The sequence below is a fragment of the Pseudomonas sp. L-22-4S-12 genome (assembly GCF_009799935.1).
GTDB lineage: Bacteria > Pseudomonadota > Gammaproteobacteria > Pseudomonadales > Pseudomonadaceae > Aquipseudomonas.
The window spans coordinates 58,874-76,756 of record NZ_WELL01000010.1 but is presented as its reverse complement, the minus strand read 5'-3'; the positions used below and the strand labels follow the sequence as shown (position 1 = coordinate 76,756).

The window sequence follows — 17,883 nt, the reverse complement described above, 5'->3', positions numbered from 1 at the left end:
CGATGCGTACCGAACAGCCGAAAATGATCTACCTCAAGGACTATCAGGCCCCCGACTACCTGATCGACGAGACCCACCTGACTTTCGAGCTGTACGAGGATCACACCCTGGTGCATGCCCAGCTGGTGATGCGCCGCAACCCGGCCTGCGGCGCCGGCTTGCCGCCGCTGGTGCTGGATGGTCAGCAGCTGGAGCTGCTGGAGCTCAAACTGGACGACCGCGAACTGACGGCCGCCGACTACCAGCTGAGCGACAGCCACCTGACCCTGCAGCCGACCCAGGAACGCTTCGTCATCGACAGCAGCGTGCGCATCCACCCGGAGAGCAACACCGCGCTGGAAGGCCTGTACAAGTCCAGTGGCATGTTTTGCACCCAGTGCGAGGCCGAGGGCTTTCGCAAGATCACCTACTACCTCGACCGCCCGGACGTGATGAGCAAGTTCACCACGACCCTCAGCGCCGAGCAGCACAGCTACCCGGTGCTGCTGTCCAACGGCAACCCGATCGCCAGCGGCAGCGAGGGCGACGGGCGCCACTGGGCGACCTGGGAAGACCCGTTCATGAAGCCGGCCTACCTGTTCGCCCTGGTCGCCGGCGACCTCTGGTGCGTGGAAGACCGCTTCACCACCCTGAGCAGCCGCGAAGTGACCCTGCGCATCTATGTCGAGCCGGAGAACATCGACAAGGTGCAGCACGCCATGGACAGCCTGAAGAAGTCGATGAAGTGGGACGAGCAGGTGTACGGCCGCGAGTACGACCTGGACATCTTCATGATCGTCGCGGTCAACGACTTCAACATGGGCGCCATGGAGAACAAGGGCCTCAACATCTTCAACTCCAGCTGCGTGCTGGCCCGCGCCGAGACCGCCACCGACGCCGCCCACCAGCGCGTGGAAGCGGTGGTGGCCCACGAATACTTCCATAACTGGTCGGGCAACCGCGTGACCTGCCGCGACTGGTTCCAGCTGTCGCTCAAGGAAGGCTTCACCGTGTTCCGCGACGCCGAGTTCAGCGCCGATATGAACTCGCGCACGGTCAAGCGCATCGAGGACGTAGCCTACCTGCGCACCCACCAGTTCGCCGAGGACGCCGGCCCGATGGCCCACCCGGTGCGCCCGGATGCGTACATGGAAATCTCCAACTTCTACACCCTGACCATCTACGAGAAGGGTTCCGAAGTGCTGCGCATGATCCACACCCTGCTCGGCGCGGAGACCTTCCGCAAAGGCTCGGACCTGTATTTTGCGCGCCACGACGGCCAGGCGGTGACCTGCGACGACTTCGTCCAGGCCATGGAAGACGCCAGCGGCGTCGACCTGAGCCAGTTCAAGCGCTGGTACACCCAGGCCGGCACGCCGCGCCTGGAGGTCAGCGAGAGCTACGACGCGGCGGCCAACAGCTACCGCCTGCAATTCCGCCAGAGCTGCCCGGCCACGCCGGGGCAGCATGACAAGCAGCCGTTCGTCATCCCGGTCGAGCTGGCGCTGCTCAATGCCGAGGGCCGCGAGCTGCCGTTGCAGCTGGTCGGTGAGGACCAGCCGGTCGGCCGTTCGCGCGTGCTGCAGGTGACCCAGGCCGAGCAGGCCTTCACCTTCGTCAATCTCGAAGCGAAGCCGCTGCCATCGCTGCTGCGCGGCTTCAGCGCGCCGGTCAAGCTGAGCTTCCCCTACAGCCGCGACCAGCTGATGTTCCTCATGCAGCACGACAGCGACGGCTTCAACCGTTGGGAGGCTGGCCAACAGCTGTCCGTGCAGGTGCTGCAGGAGCTGATCGGCCAGCATCAGCGCGGCGAGGCGCTGGTGCTCGATCAGCGCCTAGTCACGGCGCTGCGCAGCGTGCTGGAGAACGCCAGCCTGGATCAGGCCATGGTCGCCGAAATGCTCTCGCTGCCGGGCGAGGGTTACCTCACCGAAATCAGCGAAGTGGCCGATGTCGAGGCCATCCACGCCGCCCGTGAGTTCGCCCGCGGCGAGCTGGCCAGCGCGCTGTTCGCGCCACTGTGGGCGCGCTACCAGGTCAACCGCGAGCTGTCGCGCAGCACGGCCTATGTCGCCGAGTCGGCGCATTTCGCCCGCCGCAGCCTGCAGAACATTGCCCTGTCCTACCTGATGCTGACCGGCAAGGCCGAAGTGCTGGCCGCCTGCCTGGAGCAGTTCGAGGTCTGCGACAACATGACCGAACGCCTTGCCGCCCTGGCCGTGCTGGTCAACTCGTCGTTTGAAGCGGAGAAGTGCGAGGCACTGAAGTCCTTCGCCGAGCACTTCAAGGACAACGCCCTGGTCATGGATCAGTGGTTCAGCGTGCAGGCCGCCAGCACCTTGCCGGGTGGCCTGGTGCGGGTGCAGGCGCTGATGCAGCACCCGGCCTTCACCATGAAGAACCCGAACAAGGTGCGTGCGCTGATCGGTGCCTTCGCCGGGCAGAACCTGATCAACTTCCATGCGGCCGACGGCAGCGGCTACCGCTTCCTGGCCGATCAGGTGATCAGCCTGAACGCTTCCAACCCGCAGATCGCCTCGCGCCAGCTGGGCCCGCTGACCCGCTGGCGCAAGTACGACGCTTCGCGCCAGGCGCTGATGCGCGGTGAGCTGGAGCGCATCCTGGCCTCCGGCGAGCTGTCCAGCGATGTGTTCGAGGTGGTCAGCAAGAGCCTCGCCTGATGCTGTTTGCGGCCCTTTCCTGCAGGCGGGAAAGGGTCGAAAACAGTGTTACCTAGCGCTTGCTTGGTAGCGTTATCTGTTACCGCTGCGCGCCATTCTGTTTCCTTTCCGCCTGATCAGTTTTCTCCCCTGAAAGGCCCGGTTTTACTGGGCTTTTTACCTCCAAAAAGCCGCCAGATTACTCAAGGTTCGATTGCGCCAAACCTACGGTCGGATCGGGACAATGCAGAATATTTTGTCTTCCCTGCTGGTTTTTTAAGCAGTCTCTGCCCGGCTTTTTCGGCACTCGCGCTCGCCTGAAAAAAGACCGGAGGCCGGAGCGCTTCTGGTATCGATCTTGTATTGGCAGTTGCCACGCATTTGCAGCCCGCGCATTGAGCGACCGGTTGCAGATGAGCATGCGCCCATAACAAGAACGAACAATCCATGGAGCTTCAAATGGATATGCCCTTGCGCAACGCTTCACTGGGTCTGGCACCCGCTCGTGCGGGTTTTGCCCTGGCCGGCTTGCTGGCATTGCCAGCCCAGGCGGTGGAATTCAGCCTCGCCGAGGATCAGATCACCGGTTCGCTCGACACCACGGTTTCCTACGGACAGTTGTGGCGCGTACAGGGCCGCGACAAGACCAACGACGACACCAACGGCAACGACGGCAATCGCAATTTCGACACCGGGCTGGTCTCCGAGGTGTTCAAGCTCACCTCCGAGCTGGAGGCCAACTACCAGAACTACGGTCTGTTCGTGCGTGGCACCGCGTTCTACGACACGCAGATCATGGACAAGCGCAACGACAACGACGACTACCGTCCCAGCCAGAGCTACCCCGACGACAACAGCTTCACGAACGAGACCCGGCACAAGGCCGGGCGCGATGCACAGATTCTCGACGCCTACCTGTTCGGCAACTGGGATGTGGGCGATATGCCGCTGACCGTTAAGGTCGGCAGCCAGGTATTCAACTGGGGCGAGGGCATCTTCTATCGCGGCGGGATCAACACCACCAACCCGGTGGATGCCGCCAAGTTCCGTCTGCCGGGCTCGGAGCTGAAGGAGGTGCTGGTACCGGTGGAGGCCTTCAACTTCAACATCGGCCTGACCGACAACCTGTCGCTGGAGTCCTTCTACCAATGGAACTGGAAGGAGAGTGCGATCGACCCGGTGGGCACCTACTTCTCCGAGACCGATCTGTTCGCCGCTGGCGGCAATACGGCCTACACCGCGTATGACAACCCGCTGGTCGGTACGGTGATGGCGGGCTACCTGAACGAGGTGGCCTCCGGTCTGGTGGGCAACGGGCCTTTCGGGCCGAACGCCTATCTCGATCCGGAGCACAACGTGTTCAAGGTGGCCAATGTCGGCGGTGACATCAACGCCAAGAACGACGGCCAGTACGGCTTCGCCCTGCGCTATGTGGCCGAGGAGCTGAACCTCACCGAATTCGGTCTGTACTACATCAATTACCACGCCAAGGAGCCGCAGATCGCCGTGGACATGGGCGCCTATCAAGGCGTCGACATGGCTGCCCTGGGCGCGGCGCAGGGACCGTTCGCCCCGGCGATAGCCACCTTCGACGCCGCCAGCAACGCCATCGCCCGGCGTGAGTACGTGGAGGATATCCGCGTCTACGGCTTCAGCTTCAACACCACCATCGGCGAGGCTTCGGTGTTCGGTGAGCTGGCCTACCGGCCCAATCTGCCGGTGGGCATCAGTGCCACCAACGACCTGCTCGGCGATCTGCTGGGGCAGGGCATCTTCGGTGGCACCGACATCTACGATGGCAGCGTGGCGGGGGATCAGGCCTGTGCCGATATCTCCGGCAAGCAGTTGTGCCGCAGCCCCGTCTTCCACAACTACGAGCGGGTCGAGGCCTACAACGCCTCGCTGGGGACCATCTACAACTTCGGCGCAGGGCTCGGCTTCGACTCGCTGTTCGGCGTGGCCGAACTGGCCTCCGAGCATGTGCGGGGCAGCGACCTGAGTTACACCGCCTATGACGGTTCCGAGCGTGGTTTCGCCGGTCGGCCCAACGGCGCCTATGTGTCCGGCTACGGCGACGAGGATCAGCTCGATCGCGACGCCTACGGCTACACCCTGGCCCTGTACGGGACCTGGAACGACGTCTATGCCGGGGTCAACCTGGCGCCCTTCGGCGTGTTCAAGCACAACTTCCAGGGCAACTCGCACCAGACCGGCAACTTCGTCGAGGGCGCCATGGCCTATTCGCTCGGGTTGCGCGCCAGCTACCTGAACAACCTGGAAGCCGAGCTGCAATACACCGAGTTCTACGGTGGCGGGCAGAACAACAGCGGCCGCGACCGCGACAACCTCGGGCTCAACCTCAAGTACTCCTTCTAATCCCTTGCGCGGGCCCGGCGCATATCCGGCCGGCCCCGACTGATCACGGAGAAACACCATGCTCAACAAGTCCACGCGGATCGGCGCGGCGCTCACCCTCGCGCTCTGCGCCAGCAGCGTACTGGCGGCGGTGGCGCCCCAGGACATCGCCAAGCTGGGTTCCAGCCTGACGCCCTTCGGTGCGGAAAAGGCCGGCAATGCCGACGGCAGCATTCCCGCCTGGACCGGCGGCATCACCCAGGCCCCGGCCGGCTACCAGGGTAAGGGGCAGCACCATGTCGATCCGTTCCCCGACGACAAGCCGCTGTTCACCATCACCAAGGCCAATCTGGAGCAGTACAAGAACCGGCTGACGGCGGGGCAGATCGCCTTGTTCAACAGCTACCCGGACAGCTTCCAGATGCCGGTCTACCCGACCCGGCGCTCCGCTTCGGCGCCGCAGTGGGTGTACGACAACAGCATCCGCAATGCCGCCACGGCCAAGCTGCTGGATGGCGGCAACGGTTTCGCCGATGCCTATGGCGGGATTCCCTTCCCGATCCCGCAGAGCGGCGTCGAGGCGCTGTGGAACCATGTCGTGCGCTATCGCGGCAGCTACATCGTGCGGCGCTCGGCGGAAGTGGCGGTGCAGCGCAATGGCGCCTATTCGCCGGTGGTCTCGGAGCAGGAGGCGCTGTTCCGCTACTACGACCCGCAAGGCGCCTACGCCGACCTGGACAACATCCTGTTCTACTACCTGTCCTTCACCAAGAGCCCGGCGCGCCTGGCCGGCGGTGCGGCGCTGGTCCACGAGACCCTCGACCAGGTCCGGGAACAGCGCCAGGCCTGGGCCTACAGCGCCGGCCAGCGCCGCGTGCGGCGGGCGCCGAACCTGGCCTACGACACGCCGATCGCCGCCTCCGAGGGCCTGCGTACCGCCGACGACACCGACATGTTCAACGGGGCCCCGGATCGCTATGACTGGAAGCTGCTGGGCAAGAAGGAAATCTACATTCCCTACAACAACTACAGGATTTCCGCGCCGGGGGTGAAGTACGCCGACCTGCTGCAGGTCGGCCACCTCAACCCGGCACTGACCCGCAACGAGTTGCACCGGGTGTGGGTGGTCGAGGGCACCCTGAAGTCCGGTGCGCGACACATCTATTCCAAGCGCACCCTGTACCTCGACGAGGACAGCTGGCAGGCCGCGGTGGTCGACCAGTACGACGGGCGCAACGAACTGTGGCGCGTGTCGATCGCCTACCTGAAGAACTACTACGACCTGCCCACCACCTGGTCGGCGATGGAGGCCTACCACGACCTGCAGGGCCGCCGTTATCACGTGCAGAACCTCGACAGCGAGGAGCCGGGCACCGTCGATTTCTTCCAGAAAATGCCCGAGGACAGCCAGTTCACGCCTTCCGCCCTGCGCCGTCGCGGCACCCGCTGAGTTTTTCCTGCACCCCGGTGCAGGCCTAGCCTGCGTCGCGCCCACGTGCTACTCCGGTCGCTCGCTCGAGCGGCCCTTTGCGGCACGGTCTGTGACCGTGCCGACATTTTTTCGCCTGACCTGTCGGCCTGTTTCGGACTTCCTGGTCGCCGCCTTCGCGCGTGCGCTGCTCGGCGCTTTTGCCGCTGCCAATCTGCTTAACTGCGCCGCGGTCGAGCTGGCAGGTTGCCAGCTCGCCACTGGGTCATCACCGACAATGCCCTGTACCATGCGCGCGCCTGGTATGCCGGGTGGCGCGGCAGGTCTTGCGCAACGCATGCGGTTTCCGCCGCAGCCTGGCGGTGATGGGTAGCAGCGGCCGGCTCAGCTGGCCTGAACGAAGGGAGCAACGGAATGTTGAAAGGAGTTTTGGCGGCGGGCCTGCTGGTGTGCCTGTCGAATGCGATGGCGGCCGTGTCGCCGCAGGAAGCGGAAAAACTGGGGAGCAGCCTGACCCCGTTGGGCGGCGACAAGGCGGCGAATGCCGCGGGCACCATTCCGGCCTGGAGCGGCGGCATCACCCAGCCGCCGGCGGGCTACGCCGGCGCCGGGCGCCACCATGTCGATCCGTTCGCGGACGACAAGCCGCTGTTCAGCATCACCCAGGCCAACCTGGAGCAGTACCGGGGCAACCTGACCGCGGGCCAGATCGCCCTGTTCGAGGCCTATCCGGAGAGCTTCCAGATCCCGGTCTACCCGACCCGGCGCAGCGCATCGGCGCCGCAGTGGGTGTATGACAACACCCGCAAGAACGCGACCGAGGCCAAGCTGCTGAAGGACGGCAACGGTTTCTCCGGGGCCTATGGCGGCATTCCTTTCCCGATCGCGAAGGATGGCGTCGAAGCGCTGTGGAACCACATCGTGCGCTACCGCGGCACCTATGCGGTGCGCCAGTCCTCGGATGCCAGCGTGCAGCGCAACGGCAGCTATGGCCTGGTGACCGTGCGCCAGGAGGCGCTGTTCAACTACTACCAGCAGAACGGCTCGGCCGCCGATCTGGATAACCTGCTGTTCTATTACATGGCGGAGACCAAGGCGCCGGCGCGTCTGGCCGGTGGTGCGCTGCTGGTGCACGAGACCCTCGATCAGGTCGAGCAGGCACGCCAGGCCTGGGCCTATGCCGCCGGCCAGCGCCGTGTGCGGCGGGCGCCGAACGTGGCCTATGACACGCCCCTGAGCACCGCGGACAACCTGATGACCGCGGACGACAAGGACATGTTCAACGGCGCGCCGGATCGCTACGACTGGCAGCTGCTGGGCAAGCGCGAGATCTACATCCCCTACAACAACTACCGGCTGTCCAGCCCGGACGTGAAGTACGAGCAGCTGATCAAGCCGGGCCATCTCGATCCGCAGTTCACCCGCTACGAGCTGCACCGGGTCTGGGTGGTGGAGGGCAAGCTCAAGCCCGGTGCCCGGCATATCTATGCCAAACGCACCCTGTACCTCGACGAGGACAGCTGGCAGGTGGCCGCGGTCGACCAGTACGACAGCCGCGGCGAACTGTGGCGCGTCTCGCTGGCCTATCTGAAGAACTACTACGAGCTGCCGACCACCTGGTCCGCACTGGATGTGTTCCATGACCTGCAGTCCGGGCGCTACTACGTGCAGAACCTGGACAACGAAGAGCGGGGCACCAGCGACTTCAGTCAGCCAGTTCCGGAAGCCAACCACTTCTCGGTGGCGACTCTGCGCCGCCTCGGCACCCGCTGAGAACCGGCTACAGTGGACGAGGCCGCACGCGTTGTTGCGACCTCGGCCCGCTGTCGGGCAACCGGGCGCAAAGGGCCGAGTTAGGGCGCTTAACAAAACATAACGTCATGTCGATTGTCAGGTTTTTCCAAAGCTGTATAGCATGCGGGGTCTGCCAATAAGGCATACACCCACCTATAAGAATAAAGGGGGAAGTTTTATGCGTGAGCCCGCTCTGCGGCCCACCCGCTCCGGCAGCCTGTACTCCGTTCAGGTTTCCACCCGTTTCCTGTCGCCGCTGGCGAAAGCGCTGTCACTGCTCGGCGCCGTTTCCGTCCTTGCCTTGTCTGCTCCCGTGCAGGCCGCTGCCGCGGATGCGCCTGCCGTGTTTTCCATCGAGTCGCCGAAAGCGGTCACCAGCCTGCTGCTGGACATTGCCCATGCCGGCAAGCGTCTGGTCGCGGTGGGCGATCGCGGGCACATCCTGTTTTCCGACGATGCCGGGCGCAACTGGGTGCAGGCGCGCGTACCGTCGCGGCAGATGCTGACCGGCGTGTTCTTCATCGACGACAAGAAGGGCTGGGCCGTCGGTCACGATGCGCAGATCCTCGCCACCGTCGATGGCGGTGCCAACTGGACCCTGCAGCACGAAGACCTCGGGCGCGAAGCGCCGCTGCTGGATATCTGGTTCCAGGACGCCAACCGCGGCTATGCCGTCGGTGCCTACGGCGCCCTGCTGGAAACCAGCGATGGCGGCAAGAGCTGGACCGATGTCAGCGACCGCCTGGACAACGAAGACGGCTATCACCTGAACGGCATTGCCGCCGTCAAGGATGCCGGCCTGTTCGTGGTGGGCGAGCAGGGCAGCATGTTCCGCTCCGCCGACTGGGGGCAGACCTGGGAGCGCGTGAGCGGCCCTTACGAGGGTTCGCTGTTCGGCGCGCTGGGCACCGCCAGCTCGAACACCCTGCTGGTCTACGGCCTGCGCGGCAACCTGTTCCGTTCCAGCGATTTCGGTAATACCTGGCAAGCCCTGCAGCTGCGCTCCGATACCGGCACGCTGGAGTTCGGCCTGGCCGGTGGCAGCCTGCTCAAGGATGGCTCCGTGGTCATCGTCGGGCATGGCGGCAGCGTGCTGACCAGCAGCGACTCCGGGCGCAGCTTCACGGTGATCAACCGTGCCGACCGTGCTTCGCTGGCGGCCGTGACCGAAGATGCCGCGGGCAAGCTGATTCTGGTCGGACAGGGCGGCGTACTGGCAGCAGACGCGAATGGCGCCGCACCGGGCCAACAACAATAAGCCGGGCTTTTTAGGGTATGAGTACGATGAGTAGCCATCACCAGGACAAGGCGACATTTCTCGAGCGCCTGATTTTCAACAACCGGCCGATAGTGATCACTCTCTGTCTGCTGGTCACCGCTGTGCTGCTGTGGCAGGCGTCGATGATTCGTCCCTCGACCAGTTTCGAGAAGATGATTCCGCTCGACCATCCCTTCATCCAGAAGATGATGGAGCACCGCAACGACCTGGCCAACCTCGGCAATACCGTGCGTATTTCCGTGGAAGCCAAGGACGGCGACATCTTCAGCAAGGAATACATGGAGACGCTCAAGCAGATCCATGACGAGGTGTTCTACATCTCCGGCGTCGACCGTTCCGGCCTGAAGTCGCTGTGGAGTCCCAGCGTGCGCTGGACCGAAGTGACCGAAGAGGGCTTCGATGGTGGCGAGGTAATCCCGCAGACCTACGACGGCTCGCCGCAGAGCCTGGAAGAGCTGCGTGGCAACGTGCTCAAGTCCGGCCAGGTCGGTCGCCTGGTGGCGAACAACTTCAAGTCCAGCATCGTCGACGTGCCGCTGCTGGAGTCCTACCCGAACCCGGAAAACCAGAGCGAGCTGCTCAAGCTCGACTATCGCCAGTTCTCCCACGAGCTGGAAGAGAAGGTTCGCGACAAGTTCCAGGCGCAGAACCCCAATGTGCAGATCCACGTGGTCGGTTTCGCCAAGAAGGTCGGTGACCTGATCGACGGCCTGATCATGGTGGTGGCGTTCTTCGGCATCGCCCTGGCGATCACCCTGGTCCTGCTCTACTGGTTCAGCTGGTGCATCCGCTCCACCATCTCGGTGGTGTCGACCACGCTGATCGCGGTGGTCTGGCAGCTGGGCCTGATGCACCTGGTCGGCTTCGGCCTTGACCCGTACTCGATGCTGGTGCCGTTCCTGATCTTCGCCATCGGTATTTCCCACGGCGTGCAGAAGATCAACGGTATCGCCCTGCAGTCGAGCGACGCCGACAACGCCCTGACCGCGGCGCGGCGGACCTTCCGCCAGCTGTTCCTGCCGGGCATGATCGCCATCCTGGTGGACGCCGTCGGCTTCATCACCCTGCTGGTGATCGACATCGGCGTGATCCGCGAGCTGGCCATCGGCGCCTCCATCGGCGTGGCGGTGATCGTGTTCACCAACCTGATCCTGCTGCCGGTGGCGATTTCCTATATCGGCATCAGCAACAAGGCGGTCGAGCGCAGCAAGAAGGACGCGGTGCGTGACCATCCGTTCTGGCGTCTGCTGTCCAACTTCGCCCATCCGGTGGTGGCGCCGGTTTCGGTGGTCATCGCCCTGACGGCCGGCGTCGGCGGCTTCTGGTACCAGAAGGCCAACCTGCAGATCGGCGACCTCGATCAGGGTGCGCCGGAGCTGCGTCCGGAGTCGCGCTACAACCAGGACAACAACTTCATCATCAGTAACTATTCGACCAGTTCCGACGTGCTGGTGGTGATGGTCAAGACGGCCAACGAAGGCTGCTCGACCCACGAGACCCTGGCGCCGATGGACGAGTTGATGTGGCGCATGGAGAACACCGAGGGCGTGCAGTCGGCCATTTCCATGGTCAGCGTGTCCAAGCAGGTGATCAAGGGCATGAACGAGGGCAACCTGAAATGGGAAACCCTGTCGCGCAACCCGGACGTGTTGAACAACTCCATCGCCCGTGCCGATGGCCTGTACAACGCCGACTGCTCGCTGGCGCCGGTACTGGTGTTCCTCAACGACCACAAGGCTGCGACCCTCAAGCGCGCCGTGGGCGTGGTGCAGGAATTCGCCGATGAGCACAACAAGGACGGCCTGGAGTTTCTCCTGGCCGCCGGTAACGCCGGTATCGAGGCCGCGACCAACGAGGTGATCGCCACCTCCGAGCTGAAGATCCTGGTGCTGGTGTACATCTGCGTGGCGGTGATGTGTCTGATCACCTTCCGTTCGTTCGGCGCCATGCTGTGCATCATCCTGCCGCTGATCCTCACCTCCATCCTGGGTAACGCCCTGATGGCCTGGCTGGGTATCGGCGTGAAGGTGGCGACCCTGCCGGTGATCGCGCTGGGTGTGGGTATCGGTGTTGACTACGGCATCTACATCTACAGTCGCCTGGAAAGCTTCTTGCGTGCCGGCATGACCCTGCAGGAGGCCTACTACCAGACCCTGAAGTCCACCGGTAAGGCCGTACTGTTCACCGGTCTGTGCCTGGCCATCGGCGTGGCGACCTGGATCTTCTCGGCGATCAAGTTCCAGGCCGACATGGGCCTGATGCTGACCTTCATGCTGCTGTGGAACATGTTCGGTGCCCTGTGGCTGTTGCCAGCCCTGGCGCGCTTCCTGGTCAAGCCGGAGAAGTTGGCCGGCAAGGTGGGCGGTTCGCTGTTCGCGCACTGATCCTGTAGCGCTGTACACAAGGGCTCCTTCGGGAGCCCTTTTTGTTGCCCGTTGTTTGCTGCTGCGCCGTTTTGCGTAGGAGCGGCTTTAGCCGCGAAGCTTCACCGCTCCGCCGCGCCTGCGGGTAATGGGCGGGGCGCCGCTGCTGTGCAGGCCGTGGCAGCAGAGGTGTGGGTGGCGGGCGAGGGCGGTCTGCGGGTGGTGGGCGAGGGGGCGGCATATCTGTGCGGATGAAATCGCAGACAAGAAAAAGCCGCCTTGCGGCGGCTTCTTCGGTACGACTCGACTTACATGTTGGGGTAGTTCGGGCCGCCGGTGCCTTCCGGAGCGATCCAGGTGATGTTCTGGGCCGGGTCCTTGATGTCACAGGTCTTGCAGTGCACGCAGTTCTGCGAGTTGATCTGGAACTTCTTCTCGCCGTCTTCCTGGGTGACGATTTCGTACACGCCGGCCGGGCAGTAGCGCTGCGCCGGCTCGTCGTACAGCGGCAGGTTCTTGCTCAGCGGAATGCTGGCGTCGGCCAGTTTCAGGTGGCAGGGCTGCTCTTCCTCGTGGTTGGTGTTGGAGAGGAACACCGAGGACAGTTTGTCGAAGCTCAGCTTGCCGTCCGGCTTCGGATAGTCGATGCGCTTCGATTCTGCAGCGGGCTTCAGGCAGGCGTAGTCCGGCTTGGTGTCGTGCAGGGTGAAGGGGATCTTGCCGCCGAAGATGTTCTGGTCCAGCCAGTTGATGCCGCCGCCAACAAGCGGGCCGAACTTGTGCAGGGCCGGGCCGAAGTTGCGGCTGCGGAACAGCTCGTCGTACAGCCAGCTGGCCTTGAAGCCATCGACGTAGCCATTGAGCAGGTCGCCGCCCTGGCCGTCGGCCAGCAGCACGTCAGCGACCGCGTCAGCGGCCAGCATGCCGGACTTCATGGCGGTGTGGCTGCCCTTGATCTTGGCGAAGTTCAGGGTACCGAGGTCGCAACCGATCAGTGCACCGCCCGGGAAGACCATCTTCGGCAGCGAGTTCAGGCCGCCCTTGCAGATGGCGCGAGCGCCATAGGCCACGCGCTTGCCGCCTTCCAGGTACTGCTTGATCACCGGGTGGTGCTTGTAGCGCTGGAACTCGTCGAACGGCGAGAGGAACGGGTTGGCGTAGGACAGGTCGACGATCAGACCGACCACCACCTGGTTGTTTTCCAGGTGATAGAGGAAAGAGCCACCGGTGTTCTCGGTGCCGACCACGTTCAGCGGCCAGCCGGCGGTGTGCACCACCAGGCCCTGCTCGTGCTTGGCCGGATCGACGTCCCAGATTTCCTTGATGCCGATGCCGTAGTGCTGGGCGTCGGCTTCGCTGTCCAGGTTGAATTTCTGGATCAGCTGCTTGCCGATGTGGCCGCGGCAGCCTTCGGCGAACAGGGTGTACTTGCCACGCAGTTCCATGCCCGGGGTGTAGTAGCCTTCCTTCGGATGGCCTTCACGGTCGACACCCAGGTCACCGGTGACGATGCCGCGTACCACGCCATTCTCGTCGATCAGCGCTTCCTGGGCGGCGAAGCCCGGGTAGATCTCGACGCCCAGGGCTTCGGCCTGCTGGGCCAGCCAGCGGCACAGATTGCCCAGGGAGATGATGTAGTTGCCCTCGTTGTGCATGGTTTTCGGCACGAACAGGTCGGGGACTTTGATAGCGCCTTCGGCGCTTTTCAGCATGTAGATGTCGTCGCGCTTGACCGGTGTGTTCAGCGGGGCGCCGAGCTCCTGCCAGTTGGGGAACAGCTCGTTCAGCGCGCGCGGCTCGAACACCGCACCCGAGAGGATGTGAGCGCCGACTTCGGAACCCTTCTCGACCACGCAGACGCTGATCTCTTTGCCGGCGTCGGCGGCCTTCTGTTTCAGTCGGCAGGCGGCGGACAGACCGGACGGACCGGCACCGACGATGACGACGTCGAATTCCATAAATTCGCGTTCCACAGAGAATCTCCTAACTCAAGGCTTCTTCGGTGTTGTTGGTTTTGCTTTGGGGCTAGGCTTTCTCTGGCCTGCGCGTGCGCATTATATCTACGCGCCCGCGCACGTCCAATACAAACGTTTGTTTGAATTTTGTTAAAGCCCGACAGGACAAGGCTTGGCGGCGGATGGAAGGCGGTTTTTCGTGTTGACCGAAAAAGGCGTTACGGTCAAGATACGGGCGGTTTTGCGTTCGCCGTATGGGCTGACCGTCGGTTCCGGCCGACCTGCATCACCGGCCAGGCTCGACTTGGCGACATTCTTATTCACCGGAGAGTAACGAGGAATCCATGAAGGTTCTTGTAGCTGTCAAACGAGTGGTCGACTACAACGTCAAAGTTCGCGTCAAAGCGGACAACTCCGGCGTCGACCTCGCCAACGTCAAGATGTCGATGAACCCCTTCTGCGAAATCGCCGTGGAAGAAGCCGTACGCCTGAAGGAAAAGGGTGTTGCGAGCGAAATCGTCGTCGTCACCATCGGCCCGAACACCGCTCAGGAGCAGCTGCGTACCGCTCTGGCTCTGGGTGCTGACCGTGCCATTCTGGTCGAGTCCAACGACGAGCTGAACTCTCTGGCCGTGGCCAAACTGCTGAAAGCCGTGGTTGATAAAGAGCAGCCGCAGCTGGTCATCATGGGCAAGCAGGCCATCGACAGCGACAACAACCAGACCGGCCAGATGCTGGGCGCCCTGACCGGTTACGGCCAAGGTACCTTCGCTTCGAAAGTCGAAGTGGCTGGCGACAAGGTCAATGTCACTCGCGAAATCGACGGCGGTCTGCAGACCGTTGCGTTGAATCTGCCGGCAATCGTCACCACCGACCTGCGCCTGAACGAACCGCGCTACGCGTCGCTGCCGAACATCATGAAAGCCAAGAAGAAGCCGCTGGACGTGGTTACCCCGGACGCCCTGGGTGTTTCCACCACTTCCACCGTCAAGACCCTGAAAGTCGAAGCGCCTGCTGCCCGCAGCGCCGGCATCAAGGTCAAGTCCGTGGCTGAACTGGTCGAGAAACTGAAGAACGAGGCGAAGGTAATCTAAATGACTATCCTGGTTATCGCTGAACACACCAATGCTGCCCTGGCGCCTGCCACGCTGAACACTGTTGCCGCTGCCGCGAAAATTGGTGGCGACATCCACGTTCTGGTTGCCGGTGCCGGTTGCGCCGCCGCTGCCGAAGCTGCCGCCAAGATCGCTGGCGTAGCCAAGGTTCTGGTTGCCGACAACGCTGCCTATGCGCATCAGCTGCCGGAAAACGTTGCGCCGCTGGTTGCCGAACTGGGCAAGGGCTATAGCCACATCCTGGCTGCCGCCACCAGCAACGGCAAGAACGTGCTGCCGCGCGTTGCTGCCCAGCTGGACGTCGATCAGATCTCCGAGATAATCGCCGTTGAAAGCGCCGACACCTTCAAGCGCCCGATCTATGCCGGTAACGCCATCGCTACCGTGCAGTCCAGTGCTGCCGTGAAAGTGATCACCGTGCGTTCCACCGGTTTCGACCCGGTTGCCGCCGAAGGCGGTTCCGCTGCCGTTGAAGCGGTGAGCGGTGCGGCCGATGCCGGCAAATCCGCCTTCGTCGGCGAAGAGCTGGCCAAGTCCGATCGTCCGGAACTGACCGCTGCCAAGATCGTCGTTTCCGGCGGCCGTGGCATGCAGAACGGTGACAACTTCAAGCACCTGTACGCCCTGGCCGACAAGCTGGGCGCTGCCGTGGGTGCCTCGCGCGCCGCTGTCGACGCCGGTTTCGTACCGAACGACATGCAGGTTGGCCAGACCGGCAAGATCGTCGCACCGCAGCTGTACATCGCGGTCGGCATCTCCGGTGCCATCCAGCACCTGGCGGGCATGAAGGACTCCAAGGTCATCGTCGCGATCAACAAGGACGAAGAAGCCCCGATCTTCCAGGTGGCCGACTACGGCCTGGTGGCTGACCTGTTCGAAGCCGTACCGGAACTGGAAAAACTGGTGTAAGCCAGCTTCCTGCGCCAAACAAGAAACCCGCTCATCGAGCGGGTTTTTTGTTGCCTGCCAGCCCTGGCGGCCCCTGCGGGTGGTTGCTGCACGACGTAAAGATGGCTGGCCATTTTTTGTTACCCGGCGCCTAGCTCGGGTTGGCGTCGAGGAAGTCCTGATAGTGCTTGGCGGTTTCCTCCGGGCGCTCGATCATCGGCGCATGGCCGCAGTCCTTCATGATCACCACGCTGGATTTGCGCAGCAGCGGCTGCATCACCGCGATGCTGGACACGTCCAGTACGCGATCGCGGTCGCCCCATAGCAGCAGGGTCGGCGCCGTGATCTTCGGCAGTTCCGGCTCCAGCGGCACATAGCGTTCGCGCAGTTGCGCGAAGATCTTGTCGTAGTGCGCGCTATTGGCCATGGCCTGTTCGGCAAAGTGCTGTTTCAGTGCGTCCGGCAGGGGCGGCGGGGCCACGAAGACGAAGTTCATCAGGTTCTCGAAGTCCGCAGCGTTGCGCACCACCAGCGGGTTGCTCTCGCCACGCTCGAGGCGCTGGAACAGCTCGCTCTGATTCGGCGCGGTGACGCCGGCATTGTCCAGCAGGGCCAGGCTCAATACCTGCTGCGGGTAGCGGGCGGCGTAGAGTGCGGCAATGTGTCCGCCCATGGAGTTGCCGATCAGGTGTAGCTTGTCGATGCCCAGCGCCTCGATGAATGCCTGCACGCGCTCGGTCTGCGTGGCCACGTCATAGCTGGCATCGGGTTTGCTGCTCTCCCCGAAGCCGGGGAGGTCGAGGGCGATGACATGGTAGCGTGCGGTGAAGTGGCGGGCGAAGCGCAACCAGTTGTCGCGGTTGGCGCCGAAACCATGGATCATCAGGATGGTTTCGCCGTCCGCCGGGCCGCCTTCGTAGTAGTGGATCTGCAGTTCGCCGACTTGCGCCTGCTCGCTCGACAGGCCGGCCAGGCCGCGCTCGACCCATTGCACGCCGCCGATCAGGGCGCCGGGGGACAGGTACAGCGCCCCGGCAGCCCCGGCCAGCAGCAGGACCAGCGCGAAGAAAAGTTTTTTCATGGCGATTCCTTATCGCTAATAATTATTTAGAGCTGCTTTTTAAGCTAGCATTAATACGATTGCGGGCGGTCAGATATGACCCATGCCCAGTCGAACATCAAGTCGGGACACTCTATGCGCGTTCAGCCATTCCTCAAGTCTTCGCTCTTGCTGCTGGCGCTGCAGGCCCCCGGGCTGGCGCTGGCCGTTGGCAAGTGTGAACGCCTGGTCGCCACCGGCAACCCGGAATATCCGCCCTACCTGTGGCGTGACCCGCAGAATCCGCAGAAGCTGATCGGCGCCAATGCCGAGCTGTTGCAGCGCATTGGCCATGACATCGGCGTGGAAATCGAGGTGATCCACAGCGGCCCCTGGTCGCGCGCCCAGGACGAGGTGCGCACCGGCCGCGTCGATCTGCTGGCCGGCGCCTTCCTCACCTTGCCGCGCCTGGAAAGCATGGACTACGTGCACCCGGCCTTCTACGTCACCCCCAGCGTGGTCTGGGTGCGCAAGGGCAAGGAGTTTCCCTACCTCGGCTGGGACGACCTGCGCGGCAAGCTCGGCGGCACCTTGGTCGGCAACAGTTTCGGCCAGCAGTTCGACGCCTTCGCCAAGGCCAACCTGACTTTGGAAAACGTACCCAGCTTGACCCAGGCGTTCCAGAAACTGCTGCTCGGGCGCACCGAATACGTGCTGTACGAGCGCTATCCCGGCGTGGCGCTGGCCGATAGCCTGGGCCTGCAGGAAGACCTGCAGGCGCTGGAACCGCCGATTTCCAGCGAGGGGCTGTTTCTCACCCTGTCGCACAACTCGGCCTGCAACGATCCTTGGTTGCGCGGACAGCTGGCGAAAAAGATGACAGAATTGACCGCCTCCGGCCTGCCCGAGACGCTGTTGCAGAGCAATCTGCAACGCTGGAAAGCGCAACAGCTGCAGGCCGTCAGTCCCCCGCCTAGTGAGTAGGAACCGTTCAGTGAACAAGCGAATTGCATGCGTCGCTCTGGTC

Annotated in this window: 11 protein-coding genes; 9 read left to right on the top strand and 2 right to left on the bottom strand. The window is 63.4% G+C overall.

What is annotated here, in order from left to right:
- The first annotated feature begins 2 nt into the window (after positions 1–2).
- The 6 genes from pepN (at position 3) to F3I16_RS19105 (ending at position 11,880) form a co-directional block, all read left to right on the top strand.
- Positions 3–2,660 carry an aminopeptidase N gene (pepN, locus tag F3I16_RS19130; RefSeq protein ID WP_160495121.1) on the top strand — a complete coding sequence of 886 codons (2,658 nt, stop codon included), beginning with the start codon at positions 3–5 and terminating at the stop codon, positions 2,658–2,660.
- A gap of 438 nt (positions 2,661–3,098) precedes the next feature.
- Positions 3,099–5,015, top strand: coding sequence for a DUF1302 domain-containing protein (locus tag F3I16_RS19125; protein ID WP_160495120.1), 1,917 nt, complete (start codon positions 3,099–3,101; stop codon positions 5,013–5,015).
- A gap of 58 nt (positions 5,016–5,073) precedes the next feature.
- Positions 5,074–6,444: a DUF1329 domain-containing protein gene (locus tag F3I16_RS19120; protein ID WP_160495119.1), complete on the top strand. Its 1,371-nt coding sequence runs from the start codon at positions 5,074–5,076 to the stop codon at positions 6,442–6,444.
- Between the two features lie 393 nt (positions 6,445–6,837).
- Positions 6,838–8,196, top strand: a complete 1,359-nt coding sequence (locus tag F3I16_RS19115; protein WP_160495118.1) for a DUF1329 domain-containing protein — start codon at positions 6,838–6,840, stop codon at positions 8,194–8,196.
- A gap of 199 nt (positions 8,197–8,395) precedes the next feature.
- Complete coding sequence (locus tag F3I16_RS19110; RefSeq protein WP_160495117.1) at positions 8,396–9,475, top strand: YCF48-related protein; 1,080 nt, start codon at positions 8,396–8,398, stop codon at positions 9,473–9,475.
- A 17-nt stretch (positions 9,476–9,492) separates the two neighbouring features.
- On the top strand, positions 9,493–11,880 hold the full coding sequence (locus F3I16_RS19105) for an RND family transporter (protein ID WP_160495116.1): 2,388 nt from the start codon (positions 9,493–9,495) through the stop codon (positions 11,878–11,880).
- A 287-nt stretch (positions 11,881–12,167) separates the two neighbouring features.
- Here F3I16_RS19105 and F3I16_RS19100 read toward each other — a convergent pair whose 3' ends face one another.
- Positions 12,168–13,832, bottom strand: a complete 1,665-nt coding sequence (locus F3I16_RS19100) for an electron transfer flavoprotein-ubiquinone oxidoreductase (RefSeq protein WP_160495115.1) — start codon at positions 13,830–13,832, stop codon at positions 12,168–12,170.
- Positions 13,833–14,158: 326 nt separating this feature from the next.
- On the opposite strand from F3I16_RS19100, the gene F3I16_RS19095 reads away from it, so the two are divergent.
- Together F3I16_RS19095 and F3I16_RS19090 are read left to right on the top strand one after the other, a co-directional pair.
- Complete coding sequence (locus F3I16_RS19095; RefSeq protein WP_160495114.1) at positions 14,159–14,908, top strand: electron transfer flavoprotein subunit beta/FixA family protein; 750 nt, start codon at positions 14,159–14,161, stop codon at positions 14,906–14,908.
- Positions 14,909–15,838 (top strand): electron transfer flavoprotein subunit alpha/FixB family protein, encoded by a 930-nt coding sequence (locus tag F3I16_RS19090; protein WP_160495113.1) that lies wholly within the window; start codon positions 14,909–14,911, stop codon positions 15,836–15,838. It abuts the gene before it with no gap.
- A 130-nt stretch (positions 15,839–15,968) separates the two neighbouring features.
- On the opposite strand, the gene F3I16_RS19085 is transcribed toward F3I16_RS19090, so the two are convergent.
- Positions 15,969–16,898, bottom strand: a complete 930-nt coding sequence (locus tag F3I16_RS19085; RefSeq protein ID WP_160495112.1) for an alpha/beta fold hydrolase — start codon at positions 16,896–16,898, stop codon at positions 15,969–15,971.
- 114 nt (positions 16,899–17,012) lie between these two features.
- Here F3I16_RS19085 and F3I16_RS19080 point away from each other — a divergent pair, with 114 nt between their 5' ends.
- Entirely contained in the window at positions 17,013–17,840 is an 828-nt protein-coding gene (locus F3I16_RS19080; protein ID WP_160495111.1) for an ABC transporter substrate-binding protein, read from the top strand.
- Positions 17,841–17,883: the final 43 nt, after the last annotated feature.

Excerpts from the sequence above, each read along its gene's own strand:
- pepN (WP_160495121.1), top strand. The coding sequence starts at position 3 with ATGCGTACCGAACAGCCGAAAATGATCTACCTCAAGGACTATCAGGCC.
- F3I16_RS19125 (WP_160495120.1), top strand. The coding sequence starts at position 3,099 with ATGGATATGCCCTTGCGCAACGCTTCACTGGGTCTGGCACCCGCTCGT.
- F3I16_RS19120 (WP_160495119.1), top strand. The coding sequence starts at position 5,074 with ATGCTCAACAAGTCCACGCGGATCGGCGCGGCGCTCACCCTCGCGCTC.
- F3I16_RS19115 (WP_160495118.1), top strand. The coding sequence starts at position 6,838 with ATGTTGAAAGGAGTTTTGGCGGCGGGCCTGCTGGTGTGCCTGTCGAAT.
- F3I16_RS19110 (WP_160495117.1), top strand. The coding sequence starts at position 8,396 with ATGCGTGAGCCCGCTCTGCGGCCCACCCGCTCCGGCAGCCTGTACTCC.
- F3I16_RS19105 (WP_160495116.1), top strand. The coding sequence starts at position 9,493 with ATGAGTACGATGAGTAGCCATCACCAGGACAAGGCGACATTTCTCGAG.
- F3I16_RS19095 (WP_160495114.1), top strand. The coding sequence starts at position 14,159 with ATGAAGGTTCTTGTAGCTGTCAAACGAGTGGTCGACTACAACGTCAAA.
- F3I16_RS19090 (WP_160495113.1), top strand. The coding sequence starts at position 14,909 with ATGACTATCCTGGTTATCGCTGAACACACCAATGCTGCCCTGGCGCCT.
- F3I16_RS19085 (WP_160495112.1), bottom strand. The coding sequence starts at position 16,898 with ATGAAAAAACTTTTCTTCGCGCTGGTCCTGCTGCTGGCCGGGGCTGCC.
- F3I16_RS19080 (WP_160495111.1), top strand. The coding sequence starts at position 17,013 with ATGCGCGTTCAGCCATTCCTCAAGTCTTCGCTCTTGCTGCTGGCGCTG.